Origin of the sequence: Kitasatospora sp. NPDC127121 (assembly GCF_042677305.1) — a bacterium.
Taxonomy (GTDB): domain Bacteria; phylum Actinomycetota; class Actinomycetes; order Streptomycetales; family Streptomycetaceae; genus Kitasatospora.
The window spans coordinates 1-17,114 of the sequence record NZ_JBHXTQ010000022.1 but is presented as its reverse complement, the minus strand read 5'-3'; the positions used below and the strand labels follow the sequence as shown (position 1 = coordinate 17,114).

The following is a 17,114-nucleotide window of genomic DNA, read 5'->3' as shown; positions in this document are numbered from 1 at the left end:
CCAGAAAGCCCGTTTATCCCATCGGATCCGAACGAATGTCAACCGGGTACCGAGCCGGGCGGGTTGGCCCGTCGGGGCCTGCTCAGCCGCGCTTCTTCGGGACCTCCGGGACGGGCAGCAGCGGCAGTCGGAGCGCGCCGAACGCGTCCTCCGGGACGGCCGGCCGGGCCGGCGCCACCGGGGCGACCCGCCGGTAGGCCTCGCCCTGGGCCGGGCGGCGGTCCGCCTCGCCCTTGTTGGGCCACATCGACATGGCGCGCTCGGCCTGCGCGGTGATCGTCAGCGAGGGGTTCACCCCGAGGTTGGCGGAGACGGCCGCGCCGTCGACCACGCTGATCCCCGGGTGGCCGTACAGCCGGTGGTAGGGGTCGACCACGCCGGTCTCGGGGGCGTCGCCGATCGGGCAGCCGCCAAGGAAGTGGGCGGTCATCGGGATGTCGAAGATCTCGCCGGCGCTGCTGCCGGCGAAGCCGTTGATCTGCTCGGCCAGCGCCTGGGCGCCCTGTTCGGCGGCCGGGATCCAGGTCGGGTTGGGGGCGCCGTGGCCCTGGGCGGAGGTGAGCCGGCTCTTGCCGAGCAGGTCCTTCTTCAGCGAGACGGTGATCGAGTTGTCCAGCGACTGCATCACCAGGCCGATGATCGTCTTCTCGGACCAGCGGTGCTGGTTCATCGAGCGGGCGAAGGTCACCGGGTGGCGCACCGACCCACCCAGGTAGCGCAGCCAGCGCGGGGCCCGTCCGCCGCCCTTGACCTGGGCTATCGACAGCGCGCCCATCGCGTTGGAGCCCTTGCCGTAGCGGACCGGCTCGATGTGGGTGCTGGCGTCCGGGTGGATCGAGGAGGTGATCGCCACGCCCTTGGTGAAGTCCACCCGGCTGCCGTAGCGCCGGTCGGTGGTCTGCGCGCCCACCAGCGCCTCGGAGTTGGTGCGGGTCAGCTCGCCGAGCCGGCCGGAGATCCGGGGCAGGTGCCCCCCGTCACGCATCCGGTGCAGCAGCGACTGGGTGCCGTACGTCCCGGCCGCGACCACCACCCGGGCGGCGGTGATGGTCCGTGCGCCCGCCTTCACCCGGTCGGTGCGGGAGCGGGAGTCGGTCCGGCGCACGTCCACCGCGTAGCCGCGGCTCCCGTCGGCGCCGGGGAGCTCCCGGATCCGGGCCACCGTGGTGAGCGGGTGGATCTCGGCGCCGCCCCGCTCGGCCAGGTGCAGGTAGTTCTCGGTGAGCATGTTCTTGGCCCCGTGCCGGCAGCCGGTCATGCACTCGCCGCACTCCACGCAGGCCTTGCGGGCCGGCCCGGCGCCGCCGAAGTACGGGTCGGCGACCTCGTCCCCGGGCGCCGCCTCGGCCCTGCCGCCGGCGTCCTGGCCGTCCCCGAAGAAGACCCCGACCGGCGCCATGTGGAAGGTGTCGCCCACCCCCATCTGCTCGGCGGCGGCCTTGAGGTGCACGTCGGAGGGGGTGACGGTCGGGTTGAGCCGGACCCCGAGCATCCGCTGCGCCTGGTCGTAGAACGGCGCCAACTCCTCCTGCCAGTCGGTGATGTGGCGCCACTGGCGGTCCTCGAAGAAGGCCTTCGGCGGCACGTACAGGGTGTTGGCGTAGTTCAGCGAGCCGCCGCCGACCCCGGCGCCGGCCAGGATCAGCACGTTGGCCAGCAGGTGGATCCGCTGGATGCCGTAGAGGCCGAGCTTCGGCGCCCACAGGTAGTTCGGCAGGTCCCAGGAGTTCCTGGGCAGTTCGTCCCGCTCGAAGCGCCGGCCGGCCTCCAGGACGGCGACCCGGTAGCCCTTCTCGGTCAGCCGCAGCGCGGCGACCGAACCACCGAAGCCGGAGCCGACCACGACCACGTCGTAGTCGAACTCCGCCGCACCGCCGGACTCCACCATCTGCCATTGCTCCTTCGGGACACGAACTGACTACGGGACGGGCGAACCTGACCACAGGACGGAACCTGGCCACAGGACGGGCGGATCGGACCACCGGCCGGGCCGGCTCCGACCACGGGAGCGAACCCCCGGTCCGGGACGGCTACTTGAACCGCAGCGCCTTCAGCACCCGCAGCCCGCCGGTCATCACCGCGGCGAACTGCCGGTCGTCCAGGCCGAACGAGGGCGCGATCGGCATCAGCCGCTGGGTCGCGACGGTCTGCGCCTCGGTGAAGCGCAGGATGCCCTCGGCACCGTGGCGGCGGCCGAGCCCGGAGTCGCCCATGCCGCCCATCGGCGAGCCGATCGAGCCGTACGCGGCCGCGTAGGCCTCGTTGACGTTGACCGTGCCGGTGCGCAGCCGGGCCCCGACCGCCCGGCCGCGCCGGGTGTCCCTGGTCCAGACGCTGGAGTTCAGGCCGTACGGCGTGGAGTTGGCGGCGGCCACCGCCTCGTCGTCGGTGTCGAAGCGGTAGACGGAGACGACCGGGCCGAAGGTCTCCTCGCCGCAGACCGCCATGTCCGGGGTCACCCCGTCGAGGATGGTCGGCTCGAAGAAGTACGGGCCGAGGTCGGGCCGGGCCCGGCCGCCGGCCAGCACGGTGGCGCCCGCCTTGACCGCCTCCTCCACGTGCCGGGTGGTGGCCTCCAGCTGGCGGACGGAGACCAGCGAGCCCATGTCGGCGCCGTAGGCGAGGCCGCCGCCGAGGCGCAGCGCCCGGGTGCGGGCGGCGAAGCGCTCCAGGAAGTCGTCGGCCACCGAGCGGTGCACCAGCAGCCGCTCGATCGAGATGCACAGCTGCCCGGCGGAGGAGAAGCAGGCCCGCACGGCGCCCGCGGCGGCCCGGTCGAGGTCGGCGTCGGCGAGGACCAGCATGGCGTTCTTGCCGCCGAGTTCGAGCGAGGCGCCGACCAGCCGGGCGGCGGCGCGCTGGGCGACCTCGCGGCCGGTGCGGGTGGAGCCGGTGAACGAGACGTAGTCGGCGTGCTCCACCACGGCGGGGCCGATCACCGGGCCGTCGCCGAGCACGACCTGCCACAGGTCGGCCGGCAGCCCGGCCTCGATCAGCAGCTCGCGGGCCCACAGCGCGGTCAGCGCGGTCTGCGTGTCCGGCTTGTTGACCACGGCGTTGCCGGCCGCGAAGGCGGGCAGGACGTCGCCGACGGACAGCTCCAGCGGATAGTTCCAGGGCGAGATGTGGCCGATCACGCCCTTGGGCCGGCGGGCCTCGACTGCGTGGGTGAGCACCGGCAGCGCCCCGCCGCGCCGCTTGTCCCGGAGGTAGCCGTGCGCGGCCCGCCCGTAGTGCCGGGCGGCCATGGCGGTGGCCAGCACCTCCTCGAAGGCGTGCAGCCGGGCCTTGCCGGTCTCGGCCTGGACGAGGTCCAGCACCTCGTCCTGCCGCTTGAGCAGCAGGTCGTGGAAGCGCAGCAGGACGGCCGCGCGGCGGCGCACCGGCAGCGCGGCCCAGGCCGGCTGGGCGCGGCGGGCCAGTTCGAAGGCGACCTCGACGTCGGCCGGGGTGGACTGCGGCAGGCTCGCCAGCCGCTCGCCGGTCAACGGGGCGACGGTCTCCACCAGGCTGGGCTCGCCGGTGGCGGTGACGCCGGCGGCCAACCGGGCGACCAGGGACGGCGGGACGGCCGCCGCGACGGTCCGGCCCCCGCCGGGGGCGGGCGGGTTCCCGGTCGCGGGGTGTTCGGTGGCCGCTGCGCCTGCTGTGAGGTCCGACATACGGCGCAGCCTAGGCGCTCGGCGGCCGGTCCGGTACCCGTCGGTAACAAGAATCTGCCGCGGCCGGGCGGAGCGGGCGCCCCCGGTCAGCGGGTCGGCGTGAAGTAGTGCAGCACCGCGTTGAAGCGCTGCTCCGCCTCGTTCCACTCGTTGCCCCGGTCCGGGCTGGACGAGTAGATCGCGTAGCTGGTGCCGTCGTCGTCGATGAACTCGGCCTCGACCGCCCGGCGCCGGCCGCCCTCCTTGGCAAGGTAGCTGAACTCCCAGACGGCCGCCTCGTGGCCGTTCACCGCGACGCCGGTCATCTTGTGCTGCTTGTAGTCCTTCAGGTTCTTGGAGACGGTGGCCTCCATCTGCCGCAGGTGCTCCAGCGGCTTGACCGACTGGCCGACGGTGACCGCGAACTGCAGGTAGTGCACCTTGTTGTCGGGGCTGTAGTAGACCTGGTTGTCGGGCGTGGCACTGCGCTGCCAGGCCGGGCTGACCGAGGGCAGCGGGAAGCGGAAGCCGGCCGGGTCGTCGACCCAGTGGTAGCCGTTGGGCGCCGCCGGTCCCGGGCTGGCGTCGCTGGTCGGGTCCGGGCTGGTGGAGGCGGTCGGGACGGGATCGTCGGCCGTGGGGGCGGCGACGTGCCCGGTGGTGGTGTGCCGGGTGGCGAGGAAGGTCGCGCCGGCCGCCAGCAGGCCGACGGCCACCGCGATCACGACGATCTTCAGGGTGCTGCGGCGCTTGGCCGGCCCGCGCGCGGGCGTGACGGGGTGCGCCACCGGCGCGACCTCGGCAGTGGGCGCTGCCGCCTCGGCGGCCACGCCCCCGGTGGTGTCCGGAACGGCCCCCGAGCGCGCCCCGGTCGGTTCCTCGGCCTCCGCCGCCGTCGCCCCCGGCGCGTCCTCCTCCTCGGGATCCTCCTCCGCCGCCGGGCGCTCGCTGCGGTCCACCACCGGCACCGACTGGGTGGGCGCGCGCAGCGGCGCGACCGGCTTCAGGCCGATCGTGTGCCCGGCCTGCACCTCGGCCAGCATCCGGGCGGCCTCGTCCGCGTTCGGTCGCTCGGCCGGGTCCTTGGCCATCAGCGCGGCCAGCACCGGGCCCAGCGGCCCGGCCCGGACCGGCTCCGGCAGCGGCTCGCCCACCACGGCGGCCAGCGTGGTGATCGGCGAGGTCCGGCGGAACGGCGACTGGCCCTCCACCGCGGCGTACAGCGTCGCCCCGAGGCCCCACAGGTCGGAGGCCGGCCCGGGCCGCTCGCCCTGGGCGAGCTCCGGCGCCAGGTAGTCCGGCGAGCCGACCAGGTCACCCGGCCGGGTCAGTTCGGCCGAGCCCTCGTACGTCGCGATGCCGAAGTCCAGCAGCACCACCCGCCCGGTGCCGCGCTCCAGCAGCACGTTGGCCGGCTTCACGTCGCGGTGCAGGACGCCGAGTTGGTGGCCGCGGTGCAGTGCGGCGAGCACCTGGCTGCCGACCTCGGCGACGGCGCGCGGTTGCAGGGTGCCGTCCTGGCTGATCACGTCGGCCAGCGAGCGGCCGTCCACCAGCTCCATCACGATCCACGGCCGGCCGTCCTGCTCCAGCACGTCGTGCACCGTGATCACGCCGGGGTGCTTGATCCGGGCGGCCGCGCTGGCCTCCCGCTTCATCCGGGCGTGCAGGATCTGCAGCTCGTCCTCGGGCAGGTGGTTGACGGTCAGTTCCTTCACCGCGACCTCGCGGTTCAGCATCCGGTCCCAGGCCCGCCAGACGGTCCCCATCCCGCCGCGGCCGAGCCGGTCGCCCAGCTCGTACCGCCCGGCCAGCAGCCGCTCCGTCTCGGCCGTCTCCGGCCGGTCCTGCACGCCCATCGGCGACCACTCCCCCTCACATCCGTCTGCCGTCACAGCGACGGAGGGCCTGGTGCAGACCACTGTTCGAACAAATCCCACGCACACATTAGGCGCACCTTGCCAGCCCCGGTAATCACGCTCGCCCGTCGGACCGACGGTCCGGGACACTCCGGGGCCGTCAGCCTGCGAACAGCACCACCGCGGCCACCCCGAGCACCAGCAGCAGGAACACGCCCCCCACCAGCAGCGGGCCGAACAGCGCCGGAGGTATCCGCGGCGGCCGCACCTCGTCCGGCCGCCCGGCGCCCGCCCCGGCGTTCGCGCCGGCGTTCGCGCCCACGACGACCTCCGACCGCCCTCGTCCACCACCCCGCCCCCGCCGGCGCCGCACCAGCGGGGCCTCCGGTCTCAGCACCAGCGCCCGCGCCGCCCACTCCTCGTCGACCGGCTCCGGCGCGCCCGCGAGCAGCGCCGCCAACTCCCGGCGGGCCTCCTCGGCGGTCGGCCGCAGCGAGGGGTCGGGCTGCAGCAGCCGCTCGACCAGCGGCGCCAGCGGCCCGCAGGCCGCCGCAGGCTCCCGCCGCCCGTCCCGGACCGCCGACACCAGCTCCGGCACGCCACCGTCCGGGAACGGCGAGCGGCCGGTGACCAGCCGCTGCACCAGCACCCCGAGCGCCCAGCAGTCGCCCGCCGGGCCGCCGTCCAACGGCCAGCGCTCCGCCACCGGGCCGACCAAGGTGGCCCGCACCTCGTACCGGCGGCGCCCGCCCGGGCCGCCGAGGTCCTCGGCCAGCGCCTCCTGCGCCACCCCGGACAGCAGCCCGCCGAGCATCGCCGCGCCGTCCTCGCAGACCAGCACGGACTCGGCGGTCAGGTTGCCGTGGACGAGTCCGTCCTCGTGCAGCGCCCGCAGCGCGCCGGCCAGGTCCGCCGCCAGCTCCGCCGCCCGGTAGGGCGGCACCGGTCCGACCGCCGCCAGGTCCGCCAGCGTCATGGCGCCCGACCGCTCCTCCACCGTCCACAGCAGTTCGCCCTCGACGAAGGCACCGAGCCCGCGCAGCAGCCGGGGGTGCCCGGTCGGCGCGGCCGAGCCGACCGCCGCCACCCGGCGGACCAGCCGGTCGGCGTGCGCGGGCACCTCACCGTCCAGGTCCTGACCGGTGGTCAGCAGCGCCGGCAGCTCCAGGGCGCGCAGCAGCACGGACTCCCCGGTGCGGTCGTCCACCGCCAGGGCCCGCAGGAGTTCGGGACGGTCCGTCAGCCGGTACCGCCCCGCCAGCAACTGCTCCGGGCCGCCTCGCATGCCAGTTCCTCTCGCTCGCCGAGCAGCCTACTGAGCGGCTCCTTTACGCTCGGTCCCATGGACTGGACCGATCTGATCGACACCGCCTTCAAAGTGGCGGGAAACAACAGCCAAGCCAATCAGGCCGAGGCCGTGCGCACGGTGGAGGCGGTCGTCATCGACGGCGAGAATCCGGTCGCCTCGACGGCCGGGCGCCATCCCGACCACTTCCGCAAGGGCGTGCTCGTTCTCACCACCCACCGACTGCTCTTTCTCAAGGACGGTAAACCGCCGGTCCCGGTTCCGCTTACGGCGGTCACGGACGCGACCGTGGCCAGGACCAAGCTCAACGGCGACGTGCTCACGATCGTCGCACTGACCGGCTCGCACCGGTTCGAGGACGTGGCCAAGGCCGACGTATTCGCCGAGCAGCTCCGGGAGGCCGCCCGGCTCGCCCGCAAGGTCGCGTCGGCCGCCGGGCCGGCGGCCGACACCGCCCCCGCCGAACTCGGCGCGGGCGACCAACTCCTCGGCCAGCTGGAGCGGTTGGCCGCCCTGCACGGCTCCGGCGCGCTCACCGACGAGGAGTTCACCCGGGCCAAGGCCCGCCTGATCGGCTAGGCCTAGCGCCCTACGGCGCGGGCTGGAAGGTGGCGAAGGCCGTGTCCCGGGCCTGGGAGTTGGCCGGGGCACCCCAGTCCGCGTCCGGGGTGATCCAGTAGATCGCGTAGCCGTACTTGGCCGGGTTCCCGGTGACGAAGCCCCGGTTGAGCGAGTGCGTGCGCGGTGTGCCGCTGATCCACTCCCAGTCGGCCGCGTTGCTCCACTGCCGGTAGTTGATCGCGGCCAGGTTGACCCGCTGGTAGTTGGTGACCTTCGAACGCAGGCCCGGCTCGGAGTCCTGCCAGTCGGCGACGGCGCTGGGGCCGGGGGTGGTGGTCCACTCGATGGTCAGGGTACTGCCGTTGCCCTTGAAGATCCGGCGGACGCCCTCCGAACCGGCCGGCTGGAGCCAGTCCGGCAGGACGACCGAGAAGCCGGTCGGGTCCTTGTACTCGTGGTAACCGGCCGGGACGGCGGCCCCCGGCGGGGTCGGGCTCTGCGCGGGGGTGGTGGCGGGCGCGCCGGCGGCCGGCGGGTTGGCCGCAGAGGGGCCGGGCGTGTCGGCCGGCTTGTCGGGGGCCGGTGTGTCGGTGGCCGGCTTGTCCGGGGCGGGCTTGTCGGTGCCCGGCTCCGGCTCCGCCGCCGGAACGGAGGCGGCCGGGGTCCCGCTCGGCCCGGCCTCGGAGCTGGTCGAGACCGACGAGGTGGCGCCCGCGCCGTTCGCCGACGAGTCGTCCCCGTTGCCGACGGCCTGGAGCACCGCGACCACCCCGGCGATCAGCAGCAGGACCAGCACCACGGTGACGACGGCCAGCCGCCGCCGTCCGTTGCGCGGGTCGGCGCCGGCCGCCTGCGTGGCGCCCAGGGTCCACTCGCTGGTCACCGGCCGGATCGGCTCGGCCGCCGGAGCCGAACCCGACGCCGAGCCCGATGCCACGTCCGAGGACGGCGAAGCGGGCTCGGGCACCGGCTCCACGACGGGCTCCGCCACGGCGGCGGGCTCCTCGTCCTTGGCCCGGCTGCCCACCCGGACCGTCCCCAGCAGCCCCCCGATGGACCGCTTGCGGCCCTCCTCGGCCTCGGCCGGGGCCTCCTCGGGCTCCGCGGCGGCGGCCGGACTCTCGACCGGCAGCGCGTGCACGGTGGTCGACTCGGCCTTCGAGGTGGCCTCCGCGACGACCCGCTTCAGCATCGACCGGGTCTGCGAGGCGTCCAGCCGCTCGGCCGGGTCCTTGGCGAGCAGCCCCTCGATCACCGGCTGCAGCGCCCCGGCGTTCACCGGGGCGGTCAGCTCCTCGGTCATCACCGCGGTCAGGGTGGCCAGCGCCGAGCCCCGGTCGTACGGCGGCCGGCCCTCGACCATCGCGTACAGCGTGCCGCCCAGCGACCACAGGTCGGCCGGCGGCCCGGGCTTCTGCCCGCGGGCCCGCTCCGGGGATATGTACGAGGGGGCGCCGACCAGCATGCCGGTGGAGGTGACCGAGGCGTCGCCCTCCACGCTGGCGATGCCGAAGTCGGTGAGCACGACCCGGCCGTCGTCGCCGATCAGCACGTTGGACGGCTTGACGTCCCGGTGCAGGATGCCCAGCGCGTGCGCGGCGCTCAGCACGCCGAGCACGTCGAGCGCGATCTCGGCGGCCCGGGCGGGGGCCAGCGGCCCGTCCTCCCGGATGACGTCGGCCAGCGAGCGGGACTCGACCAGCTCCATGACGATCCACGGCCGGTCGTCCTCGTCGACCACGTCGAAGACGGTGACCGCCGAGTTGTGCCGGATCCGCGCGGTGGCCTTGGCCTCGCGCAGCGTCCGGACGATCAGCCGGTGCTTCTCCTCCTCCTCGACGCTGGCGTTCATCCGCAGTTCCTTGACCGCGACGGTCCGCCCCAGCATCTCGTCCTCGGCGCGCCAGACGGTGCCCATGCCGCCGCGCCCGAGCACGCCGTTCAGCCGGTAGCGGCCGGCCAGGAGGCGGCCGGTGGAACCCTGCGCCTGGGTCATTCGGAACGTTCCCCCATGTGCTGCTGGCGGTCGTGGTGACGGCGTGTCGGCCCGGCCTCAGGCCCGAACGCCCAAGTCTCCATCATCCCCTGTCCCCGGGGGCCGGGACCACCCGACCCCCGCACCCGATCCGGGGCATACCGGATCGGGTGCGGCGCTCCGTGCCCGATCTGTGATCGAAAACTCGCCAAGATCTGGCCGGGGCGCTGCTACCGTTCGGCAGCTCATCGTCTTTCCGGGGGGATCCGACGCCCATGACCGCACCCGCACCGGGCGCTGACGGCCAGTCGGGCCGGCCGCGCACCGCCCAGCACTACTCGGTCACACCCACCCTGGATTCCCCCGAGGGCTACGTCGCGCCCGGTATGCCCGGTGTCCCGGTGGCCGGATACGTCCCCACCGTCCGCTCCCACCGGACGGGCCCGCGCCGCCGCACCGCCCTGGCGGTCGCCCTCGCCGTCCTCGCCATGCTGCTCGGCGGCCTGGCCTACGGCTGCGCGCCGGCCCGGGCCGCGGACAGCCTCGGCTGGCTGGCCATCGCCCTCGCCGCCCTGGTCGCCTTACCGCTCGGCCGGCTCGGCGGCCGCAGCCGGGTGCTGCCGCTGCTCGGCGCGCTGCTCGCGGCCTGCGCGCTGCTGCTCGGCCAGCTGACCGGCCAGCTCCGCCGGGTGCACGCGGCCGGCCCCGGCCCGCGCGGCCTGCCGCACGACGCCCTGGCGCACTGGCGCGCCGAGCTGCGCGCGCTCGACCTCGCCTTCTACGGCATCGCCCTGGTCGGCGGCTTCCTCCTCACCCGCCGCACCGCCAACCGCAACTGACGCCGGTCCGGACAGCCCGAGGCCCCCGCCGGCGAAACCGACGGGGGCCTTCACCACGACGCGTCTCAGCGGTGGTTGAGCGCCGGGTTGACGGTCACCTCGACCCGCTGGAACTCCTTGAGCTCGGTGTAGCCGGTGGTGGCCATCGCGCGGCGCAGCGCGCCGAACAGGTTCATGGTGCCGTCGGGGGTGTGCGAGGGACCGGTCAGGATCTCCTCGGTGGTGCCGACCGTGCCGAGGTCCACCCGCTTGCCGCGCGGCAGCTCCTCGTGGACGGCCTCCATGCCCCAGTGGAAGCCCTTGCCGGGCGCGTCGGTGGCGCGGGCCAGCGCGGCACCGATCATCACCGCGTCGGCGCCGCAGGCGACGGCCTTCGGGATGTCACCGCTGTAGCCGACGCCGCCGTCCGCGATCACGTGCACGTAGCGGCCGCCGGACTCGTCCATGTAGTCCCGGCGGGCGGCGGCCACGTCGGCGACGGCGGTGGCCATCGGCACCTGGATGCCGAGGACGCCCCGGGTGGTGTGGGCGGCGCCGCCGCCGAAGCCGACCAGCACGCCGGCCGCGCCGGTGCGCATCAGGTGCAGGGCCGCGGTGTACGTGGCGCAGCCGCCGACGATCACCGGGACGTCCAGCTCGTAGATGAACTGCTTGAGGTTGAGCGGCTCCGCGCCGCTGGACACGTGCTCGGCCGAGACGGTGGTGCCGCGGATGACGAAGACGTCGACGCCGGCGTCCACGACGGCCTTGGAGAACTCGGCGGTGCGCTGCGGCGAGAGCGCGGCGGCGGTGACCACACCGGAGTCGCGGACCTCCTGGATCCGCTGCTTGATCAGCTCGGCGCGGATCGGCGCGGCGTAGATCTCCTGGAGGCGGCGGGTCGCGGCGGCCTCGTCGGTGATCGTGGCGATCTCGTCGAGCAGCGGCTGCGGGTCCTCGTAGCGGGTCCAGAGGCCTTCGAGGTTCAGCACGCCGAGGCCGCCGAGGCGGCCGATGGCGATGGCCTGCTGCGGCGAGACCACGCTGTCCATCGGGGCGGCCAGGAACGGCAGCTCGAAGCGGTAGGCGTCGATCTGCCAGGCGATCGAGACCTCCTTCGGGTCCCGGGTACGGCGGCTGGGGACGACGGCGATGTCGTCGAAGGAGTACGCCCGTCGGCCGCGCTTGCCTCGCCCGATCTCGATCTCAGTCACTTCGAGCCCTTCTGGTTTGTTGCTCATGCCCGCCGGGTCACCCCGGCCGCCCCCAGTATCCCGCACCCCGGTTGCCTCGCGCGCTCGCCTCCGGGGCGCGGGGCCCGCCCCGGCGGCCCGCCCCCGCCCCCGGGCGCGCCGAAGGGCCCGGCGCCGCGGTGCGGCGACGGGCCCTTGGGAAGCGCGGACTCAGCGGTTGGAGTAGTTCGGCGCCTCGACGGTCATCTGGATGTCGTGCGGGTGGCTCTCCTTGAGGCCCGCCGAGGTGATCCGGACGAAGCGGCCCTTGCTCTCCATCTCGGCGATGGTGGCGGCGCCGACGTAGCCCATGGTCTGGCGCAGGCCGCCGACCAGCTGGTGCAGCACGGCCGACAGCGGGCCGCGGTAGGGCACCTGGCCCTCGATGCCCTCGGGGACGAGCTTGTCGTCCGAGGCCACCTCGGCCTGGAAGTAGCGGTCCTTGGAGTACGAGCGGCCCTGGCCGCGGGACTGCATCGCGCCCAGCGAGCCCATACCGCGGTAGGACTTGAACTGCTTGCCGTTGATGAACATCAGCTCACCCGGGGACTCCTCGCAGCCGGCCAGCAGCGAGCCCAGCATCACGGTGTCGGCGCCGGCGGCCAGCGCCTTGCCGATGTCTCCGGAGTACTGCAGGCCGCCGTCGCCGATGACCGGCACGCCGGCCGCCTGGCAGGCCACCGCGGCCTCGTAGATGGCGGTGATCTGCGGGACGCCGATGCCGGCGACCACGCGGGTGGTGCAGATGGAGCCGGGGCCGACGCCGACCTTGACGCCGTCCACGCCGGCGTCGATCAGCGCCTGGGCGCCGTCACGGGTGGCCACGTTGCCGCCGACCACGTCGATCCCGACGGCCGACTTGATCTTCCCGATCCAGGCCAGCGCGTTGTGGCTGTGGCCGTGCGAGGTGTCCACGACCAGGAAGTCCGCACCGGCCTCGACCAGGGCCTGGGCCCGGTCGAACGCCTCGGCGCTGGCACCGACGGCGGCACCGACCAGCAGACGACCCTCGGCGTCCTTGGCGGCGTTCGGGTACTGCTCGGCCTTGACGAAGTCCTTGACGGTGATCAGGCCCTTGATCCGGCCCTCGTCGTCGACCAGCGGCAGCTTCTCGATCTTGTGGCGGCGCAGCAGCGCCATCGCGTCCACCCCGGAGATGCCGACCTTGCCGGTGATCAGCGGCATCGGGGTCATGATCTCGCGGACCTGGCGGCTGCGGTCCGACTCGAAGGCCATGTCACGGTTGGTGACGATGCCGAGCAGCTTGCCGGCCTCGTCCGCGATCGGCACGCCGGAGATGCGGAACTTGGCGCACAGCGCGTCGGCCTCGGCCAGCGTGGTGTTCGGGCCGACCGTGATCGGGTCGGTGACCATGCCGGACTCGGAGCGCTTCACCAGGTCGACCTGGTTGGCCTGGTCCTCGACCGACAGGTTGCGGTGCAGCACGCCGACGCCGCCCTGGCGGGCCATCGAGATCGCCATCCGCGCCTCGGTGACCTTGTCCATCGCGGCGGAGAGCAGCGGGATGTTGACGCGCACGTTCCGGGAGACCCGCGAGGAGGTGTCGACCTGGTTCGGCAGCACCGCGGAAGCCCCGGGCAGCAGCAGGACGTCATCGAACGTGAGCCCGAGCATGGCGAACTTCTCGGGTACGCCTGCGGCGTTGTAAGACATTTGGGGGGTACCTTCCGTGGCCGGCCTATTCCGCTCACGCCCTGAGGGTGGGGCGCGTTCATCGCTCACTCGCAGCAGACCGCCGAAGCCGGGTGGTTTTGGAGGAACCTCCAGGGGAACCCCGCGCGCACCCGCGAAACTTTGGCAACCCGCCCAGGCGCCGATACCCCATGGTACTGGCACGGCGAATGTGTCCTCGTGTGCCCTTGACAACACCGGCCCCCCGTGGCTCATTCCGGCCGGTCAGGACTCAGGTCCTGACCGGCGGATCTTGCCGGACAGGACCTAGGAGGACTCCTCCGCGAGCGCCCGCAGCCGGCTGAGCGCCCGGTGCTGCGCCACCCGGACGGCGCCCGGGGACATCCCCAGCACCTCGCCGGTCTCCTCCGCCGAGAGCCCGGCGGCCACCCGCAGCAGCACCAGTTCGCGCTGACGGGCCGGCAGGTTGGAGAGCAGTTCCTTGGCCCAGGCCGCGTCGCTGCTCAGCAGCGCCTGCTCCTCCGGGCCGAGCGCCTCGTCCGGCACCTCCGGCAGGTCGTCCTGCGGGACGACCGTCGAGCCGGGCCCGCGCATCGCGGCCCGCTGCAGATCGGCGATCTTGTGTGCGGCGATGCCGTAGACGAAGGCCTCGAACGGCCGCCCCTGGTCCTTGTACCGGGGCAGCGCGCACAGCACCGCGACGCAGACCTCCTGCGCGACGTCGTCCACGTGGTGCCGGGCGCCGCCGGGCAGCCGCACGAGCCGGCCGCGGCAGTAGCGCAGCGCCAGCGGATGGACGTAGGCGAGCAGGGCGTCGATGGCCGGGCCCTCACCGCGGACGGCGGCCGCGACGAGCTCGCCCACCAGCGGGGAGCCGCCCGCGCCGAGCACCGGCGGTCGACCGGGGCCGGGCACCGCGCCGGGGCCGCCGGGGTCGGCGTACGACGGATCGCCACCCGGGCCGGAGGGCTCGGCCTCCACCGGGTCCGCCTGGCCGGCCGCACCGGCGACGTCGTCACGCATCGGTCCATGGTGCCTGGTCGCGCGGGAAAACGCGGCACCGCGTCCGGAGTTGTGCACCGGAACGTTATGCGCTGCGGTGCCGTACGGCGTGCCGCCGCGCACCACCGGCCCCTCCTGCACCGTGCCGCCTCCCGCCCCGCCGCCGTCGGTGGTCCCGTCCTTCGCGCCGTCCGCCGAATGTGCTGCGGCCGTGTGGTTCGCCGCAGTGCCTGTCCGCTGGTCCCCGAGGTGCTCCACTACTCCATGGTGCAACCTCGGGACCGTAACGTCACACGCCCGGACGGCGTCCGTCCCGGGAACCGCCGGCGGCGCGCCGCAGCCGGCGGCGCCACCGGCGGTCAGCGGACCAGGCCCCAGCGGAAACCCAGCGCCACCGCGTGCGCGCGGTCGGAGGCCCCGAGCTTCTTGAACAGCCGTCGGGCGTGGGTCTTGACGGTGTCCTCGGACAGGAACAGCTCGCGGCCGATCTCGGCGTTGCTGCGGCCGTGGCTCATGCCCTCCAGCACCTGGATCTCACGCGCCGTCAACGTGGGCGCCGCGCCCATGTCGGGGCTGCGCAGCCGGCGCGGGGCGAGCCGCCAGGTCGGGTCGGCGAGGGCCTGGGTGACGGTGGCCCGCAGTTCGGCGCGCGAGGCGTCCTTGTGCAGGTACCCGCGGGCGCCCGCGGCCACCGCGAGCGCGACCCCGTCGAGGTCCTCGGCGACGGTGAGCATGATGATCCGCGCGCCCGGATCGGCGGACAGCAGCCGCCGGACCGTCTCGACCCCGCCGAGGCCGGGCATCCGGACGTCCATCAGAACGAGATCGGAGCGGTCGGCCACCCAGCGGCGGAGGACCTCCTCCCCGTTCGTCGCGGTGGTGACCCGGTCCACACCGGGTACGGTCGCGACCGCGCGGCGAAGCGCCTCGCGGGCGAGCGGGGAATCGTCGCAAACGAGAACGGAAGTCATGACCGTCGTCCTCCGCAGCTGATCCGCGTCACGTTGAGCCTCCTGGCTGGTACGAACCTCTCCGACACGGCCGATCGGCGACAGAGTCCGTGCTGATCGCCTCAAATTCCCCGCGATCGTTCCCGACGTCCGGCGCCCGCTAACCGCCTCCGCACTTCCAACGACCGTCACTCGAATGAGTTACGGCCTTCGGGGCCATCTCCACCACTGTACGTGGCCAACCCATTACCGATCAGCCGCATCGCGGTGCACACGCCGCACTTTTGCCCAGCTCGCGCGCGGTGGGCGCACGACCCGCACACCGGTGCGGAGTGTCGCGCGCCCGTCGGCCACCCGAATGCCACGCCCGCGCCCGCCGAACCCCTTGCCCACTTTGCCCGTTTTTATAGCTTTCGTATGGTCATTGACTGTTGTGCCACTCTGTGGGTGACTTGTCCATGGAGTTGCCGTAAGTCATATTTCCAGGTGTCCACACCAGTGCATCGACGCCCGCCGCGCCGCCCAGCAGCAGCCCGCTGAGCGCCGGCCCACGGCCGACGAGCCTCTGAAGGGAATGAGCCATGGCAGATTTCTCCCGCCTCCCAGGTCCCAACGCGGACCTCTGGGACTGGCAGCTCTCCGCAGCCTGCCGTGGCGTGGACAGTTCGCTCTTCTTCCACCCCGAGGGCGAACGCGGGGCCGCGCGGAGTTCGCGCGAGGCCAGTGCCAAGGAGGTCTGCATGCGCTGCCCGGTGATCACCGAGTGCGCGGCGCACGCGCTGGCGGTCCGCGAGCCGTACGGCGTCTGGGGCGGGATGACCGAGGACGAGCGCGAGGAGATGCTGGGGCGTTCGCGGCACCGGCTGGTGGAGGTCCCGCTGACCCCGCCGGCGATCGCGCGGCGCTAACCCCGCCTCCACGGCGCGCCGTGAAGAAACGTTTCCTCGCGGCGTTTCGGGCTGTTCAAGCCCGGTCCAGAACGCTCAGGCCCCAGAGGTCAGCGCCCGGCCGACCCCGCCAGCCGCTCCAGCATCAGCGCCACGGCCGGCACCTCGGCCAGATCCGGCAGGGTCAGCGCGACCACCTGCCGCACCGCCGGCGCCCCCGCGGCCGTCCGCACCGGCACCGTCGACACCCCGTCCGGGCGCACCGACTGCAGCGCCAGCCGGGGCAGCACCGCCACCCCCAGTCCGGCCGCCACCAGGCCGACCACCGCCGGATAGTCGTCGGTCGCGAAGTCGATCCGGGGCTCGAAGCCCGCCGCCGCGCACAGCTCCACCAGGTGCCCCCGGCACTGCGGGCAGCCCGCGATCCACTGCTCCCCCGCCAGCTCGGCCAGCTCCACCGGCCTGCCGCGCCCCGCCAGCCGGTGCGCGGCGGGCAGCAGGCCCACCAGCGGGTCGTCCAGCAGCGGGGTGACCACCAGATCGGACCAGTCGGAGCCGGCACTCAGCTGCTGCGCCTCCAGGTTGGCCTCGGCCCGCGCCTCGCGCGGCGTCCCGTGCGCGGGCGCCGGCAGCGCGGCGCCGCCGTCGGACTGCGGGTAGCGGAAGGCCAGCGCGATCTCGCACTCGCCGCCGCGCAGCATCGCCAGCGACTCCGGCGGCTCCGCCTCGACCAGCGACACGCGCACCCCCGGATGGCTGTCCCGCAGCCGGGCGACCGCGGGCGGCACCAGGGTGGAGCTCGCGGTCGGGAAGGAGACCAGTCGCACCCGGCCGGCCCGCAGCCCGGCGATCGCGGCGATCTCCTCCTCGGCGGCGGAGAGCCCGGCCAGGATCCCGGTGGCGTGCTTGAGCAGCACCCGCCCCGCCTCGCTGAGCTGCATGCCCCGGCCGCAGCGGACCACCAGCGGGGTGTCCACCGACTTCTCCAGGGCCTTCATCTGCTGGCTGATGGCGGGCTGCGTACAGCCCAGCTCGCGAGCGGCGGCGGAGAAGGAGCCGGTGCGGGCGACAGCACGCAGGACGCGCAGGTGACGGGCCTCGATCATGCCTTAGTTATAAGGCAATCTTTGCCAATGGCAAAATTCCACTGATGATTGAAGCCTCAAACGCCGGACACGCCGGAGGCCCGGGCCCACCCCGAGGGGGGCGGGCGGGCAACCCGGCGACCGG

The 17,114-nt window shown here is 73.9% G+C and carries 13 protein-coding genes; 3 read left to right on the top strand and 10 right to left on the bottom strand.

Features of this window, described 5'->3' with window-relative positions:
• Window positions 1–82: 82 nt before the first annotated feature.
• The 4 genes from ACFVHI_RS14050 to ACFVHI_RS14035 all read right to left on the bottom strand — a co-directional run bounded on the left by ACFVHI_RS14050 (window position 83) and on the right by ACFVHI_RS14035 (window position 6,785).
• On the bottom strand, window positions 83–1,888 hold the full coding sequence (locus ACFVHI_RS14050) for a GMC oxidoreductase (protein WP_380338898.1): 1,806 nt from the start codon (window positions 1,886–1,888) through the stop codon (window positions 83–85).
• 142 nt (window positions 1,889–2,030) lie between these two features.
• A complete protein-coding gene (locus ACFVHI_RS14045) occupies window positions 2,031–3,662 on the bottom strand; it encodes a succinic semialdehyde dehydrogenase (RefSeq protein ID WP_063349005.1) in 1,632 nt (543 codons plus the stop codon).
• An 86-nt stretch (window positions 3,663–3,748) separates the two neighbouring features.
• Complete coding sequence (locus ACFVHI_RS14040) at window positions 3,749–5,500, bottom strand: serine/threonine-protein kinase (protein ID WP_063349004.1); 1,752 nt, start codon at window positions 5,498–5,500, stop codon at window positions 3,749–3,751.
• 160 nt (window positions 5,501–5,660) lie between these two features.
• Window positions 5,661–6,785 (bottom strand): protein kinase, encoded by a 1,125-nt coding sequence (locus ACFVHI_RS14035; protein WP_380338895.1) that lies wholly within the window; start codon window positions 6,783–6,785, stop codon window positions 5,661–5,663.
• Window positions 6,786–6,842: 57 nt separating this feature from the next.
• Between ACFVHI_RS14035 and ACFVHI_RS14030 the strand changes: the two genes are divergently transcribed.
• On the top strand, window positions 6,843–7,385 hold the full coding sequence (locus tag ACFVHI_RS14030) for an SHOCT domain-containing protein (protein WP_380338892.1): 543 nt from the start codon (window positions 6,843–6,845) through the stop codon (window positions 7,383–7,385).
• 10 nt (window positions 7,386–7,395) lie between these two features.
• Here the strand turns inward: ACFVHI_RS14030 and ACFVHI_RS14025 are convergent, their stop codons facing one another.
• Window positions 7,396–9,363, bottom strand: a complete 1,968-nt coding sequence (locus ACFVHI_RS14025; RefSeq protein WP_380338890.1) for a protein kinase — start codon at window positions 9,361–9,363, stop codon at window positions 7,396–7,398.
• A 254-nt stretch (window positions 9,364–9,617) separates the two neighbouring features.
• On the opposite strand from ACFVHI_RS14025, the gene ACFVHI_RS14020 reads away from it, so the two are divergent.
• Window positions 9,618–10,181 carry a hypothetical protein gene (locus tag ACFVHI_RS14020; protein WP_380338887.1) on the top strand — a complete coding sequence of 188 codons (564 nt, stop codon included), beginning with the start codon at window positions 9,618–9,620 and terminating at the stop codon, window positions 10,179–10,181.
• A 65-nt stretch (window positions 10,182–10,246) separates the two neighbouring features.
• Here the strand turns inward: ACFVHI_RS14020 and ACFVHI_RS14015 are convergent, their stop codons facing one another.
• The 4 genes from ACFVHI_RS14015 to ACFVHI_RS14000 form a co-directional block, all read right to left on the bottom strand.
• Entirely contained in the window at window positions 10,247–11,374 is a 1,128-nt protein-coding gene (locus tag ACFVHI_RS14015) for a GuaB3 family IMP dehydrogenase-related protein (RefSeq protein ID WP_063348999.1), read from the bottom strand.
• Window positions 11,375–11,563: 189 nt separating this feature from the next.
• Window positions 11,564–13,066, bottom strand: coding sequence for an IMP dehydrogenase (guaB, locus tag ACFVHI_RS14010; protein ID WP_063348998.1), 1,503 nt, complete (start codon window positions 13,064–13,066; stop codon window positions 11,564–11,566).
• 285 nt (window positions 13,067–13,351) lie between these two features.
• The gene (gene shbA, locus ACFVHI_RS14005; protein WP_079135824.1) at window positions 13,352–14,068 is read right to left on the bottom strand and encodes an RNA polymerase sigma factor ShbA; all 717 of its coding nucleotides are present in this window, start codon (window positions 14,066–14,068) and stop codon (window positions 13,352–13,354) included.
• A gap of 338 nt (window positions 14,069–14,406) precedes the next feature.
• Window positions 14,407–15,018: a response regulator transcription factor gene (locus ACFVHI_RS14000; protein ID WP_014136228.1), complete on the bottom strand. Its 612-nt coding sequence runs from the start codon at window positions 15,016–15,018 to the stop codon at window positions 14,407–14,409.
• Window positions 15,019–15,578: 560 nt separating this feature from the next.
• Between ACFVHI_RS14000 and ACFVHI_RS13995 the strand changes: the two genes are divergently transcribed.
• Window positions 15,579–15,905, top strand: coding sequence for a WhiB family transcriptional regulator (locus tag ACFVHI_RS13995; RefSeq protein WP_063348997.1), 327 nt, complete (start codon window positions 15,579–15,581; stop codon window positions 15,903–15,905).
• A gap of 89 nt (window positions 15,906–15,994) precedes the next feature.
• On the opposite strand, the gene ACFVHI_RS13990 is transcribed toward ACFVHI_RS13995, so the two are convergent.
• On the bottom strand, window positions 15,995–16,990 hold the full coding sequence (locus ACFVHI_RS13990) for a LysR family transcriptional regulator (RefSeq protein WP_063348996.1): 996 nt from the start codon (window positions 16,988–16,990) through the stop codon (window positions 15,995–15,997).
• Between the last annotated feature and the right edge of the window lie 124 nt (window positions 16,991–17,114).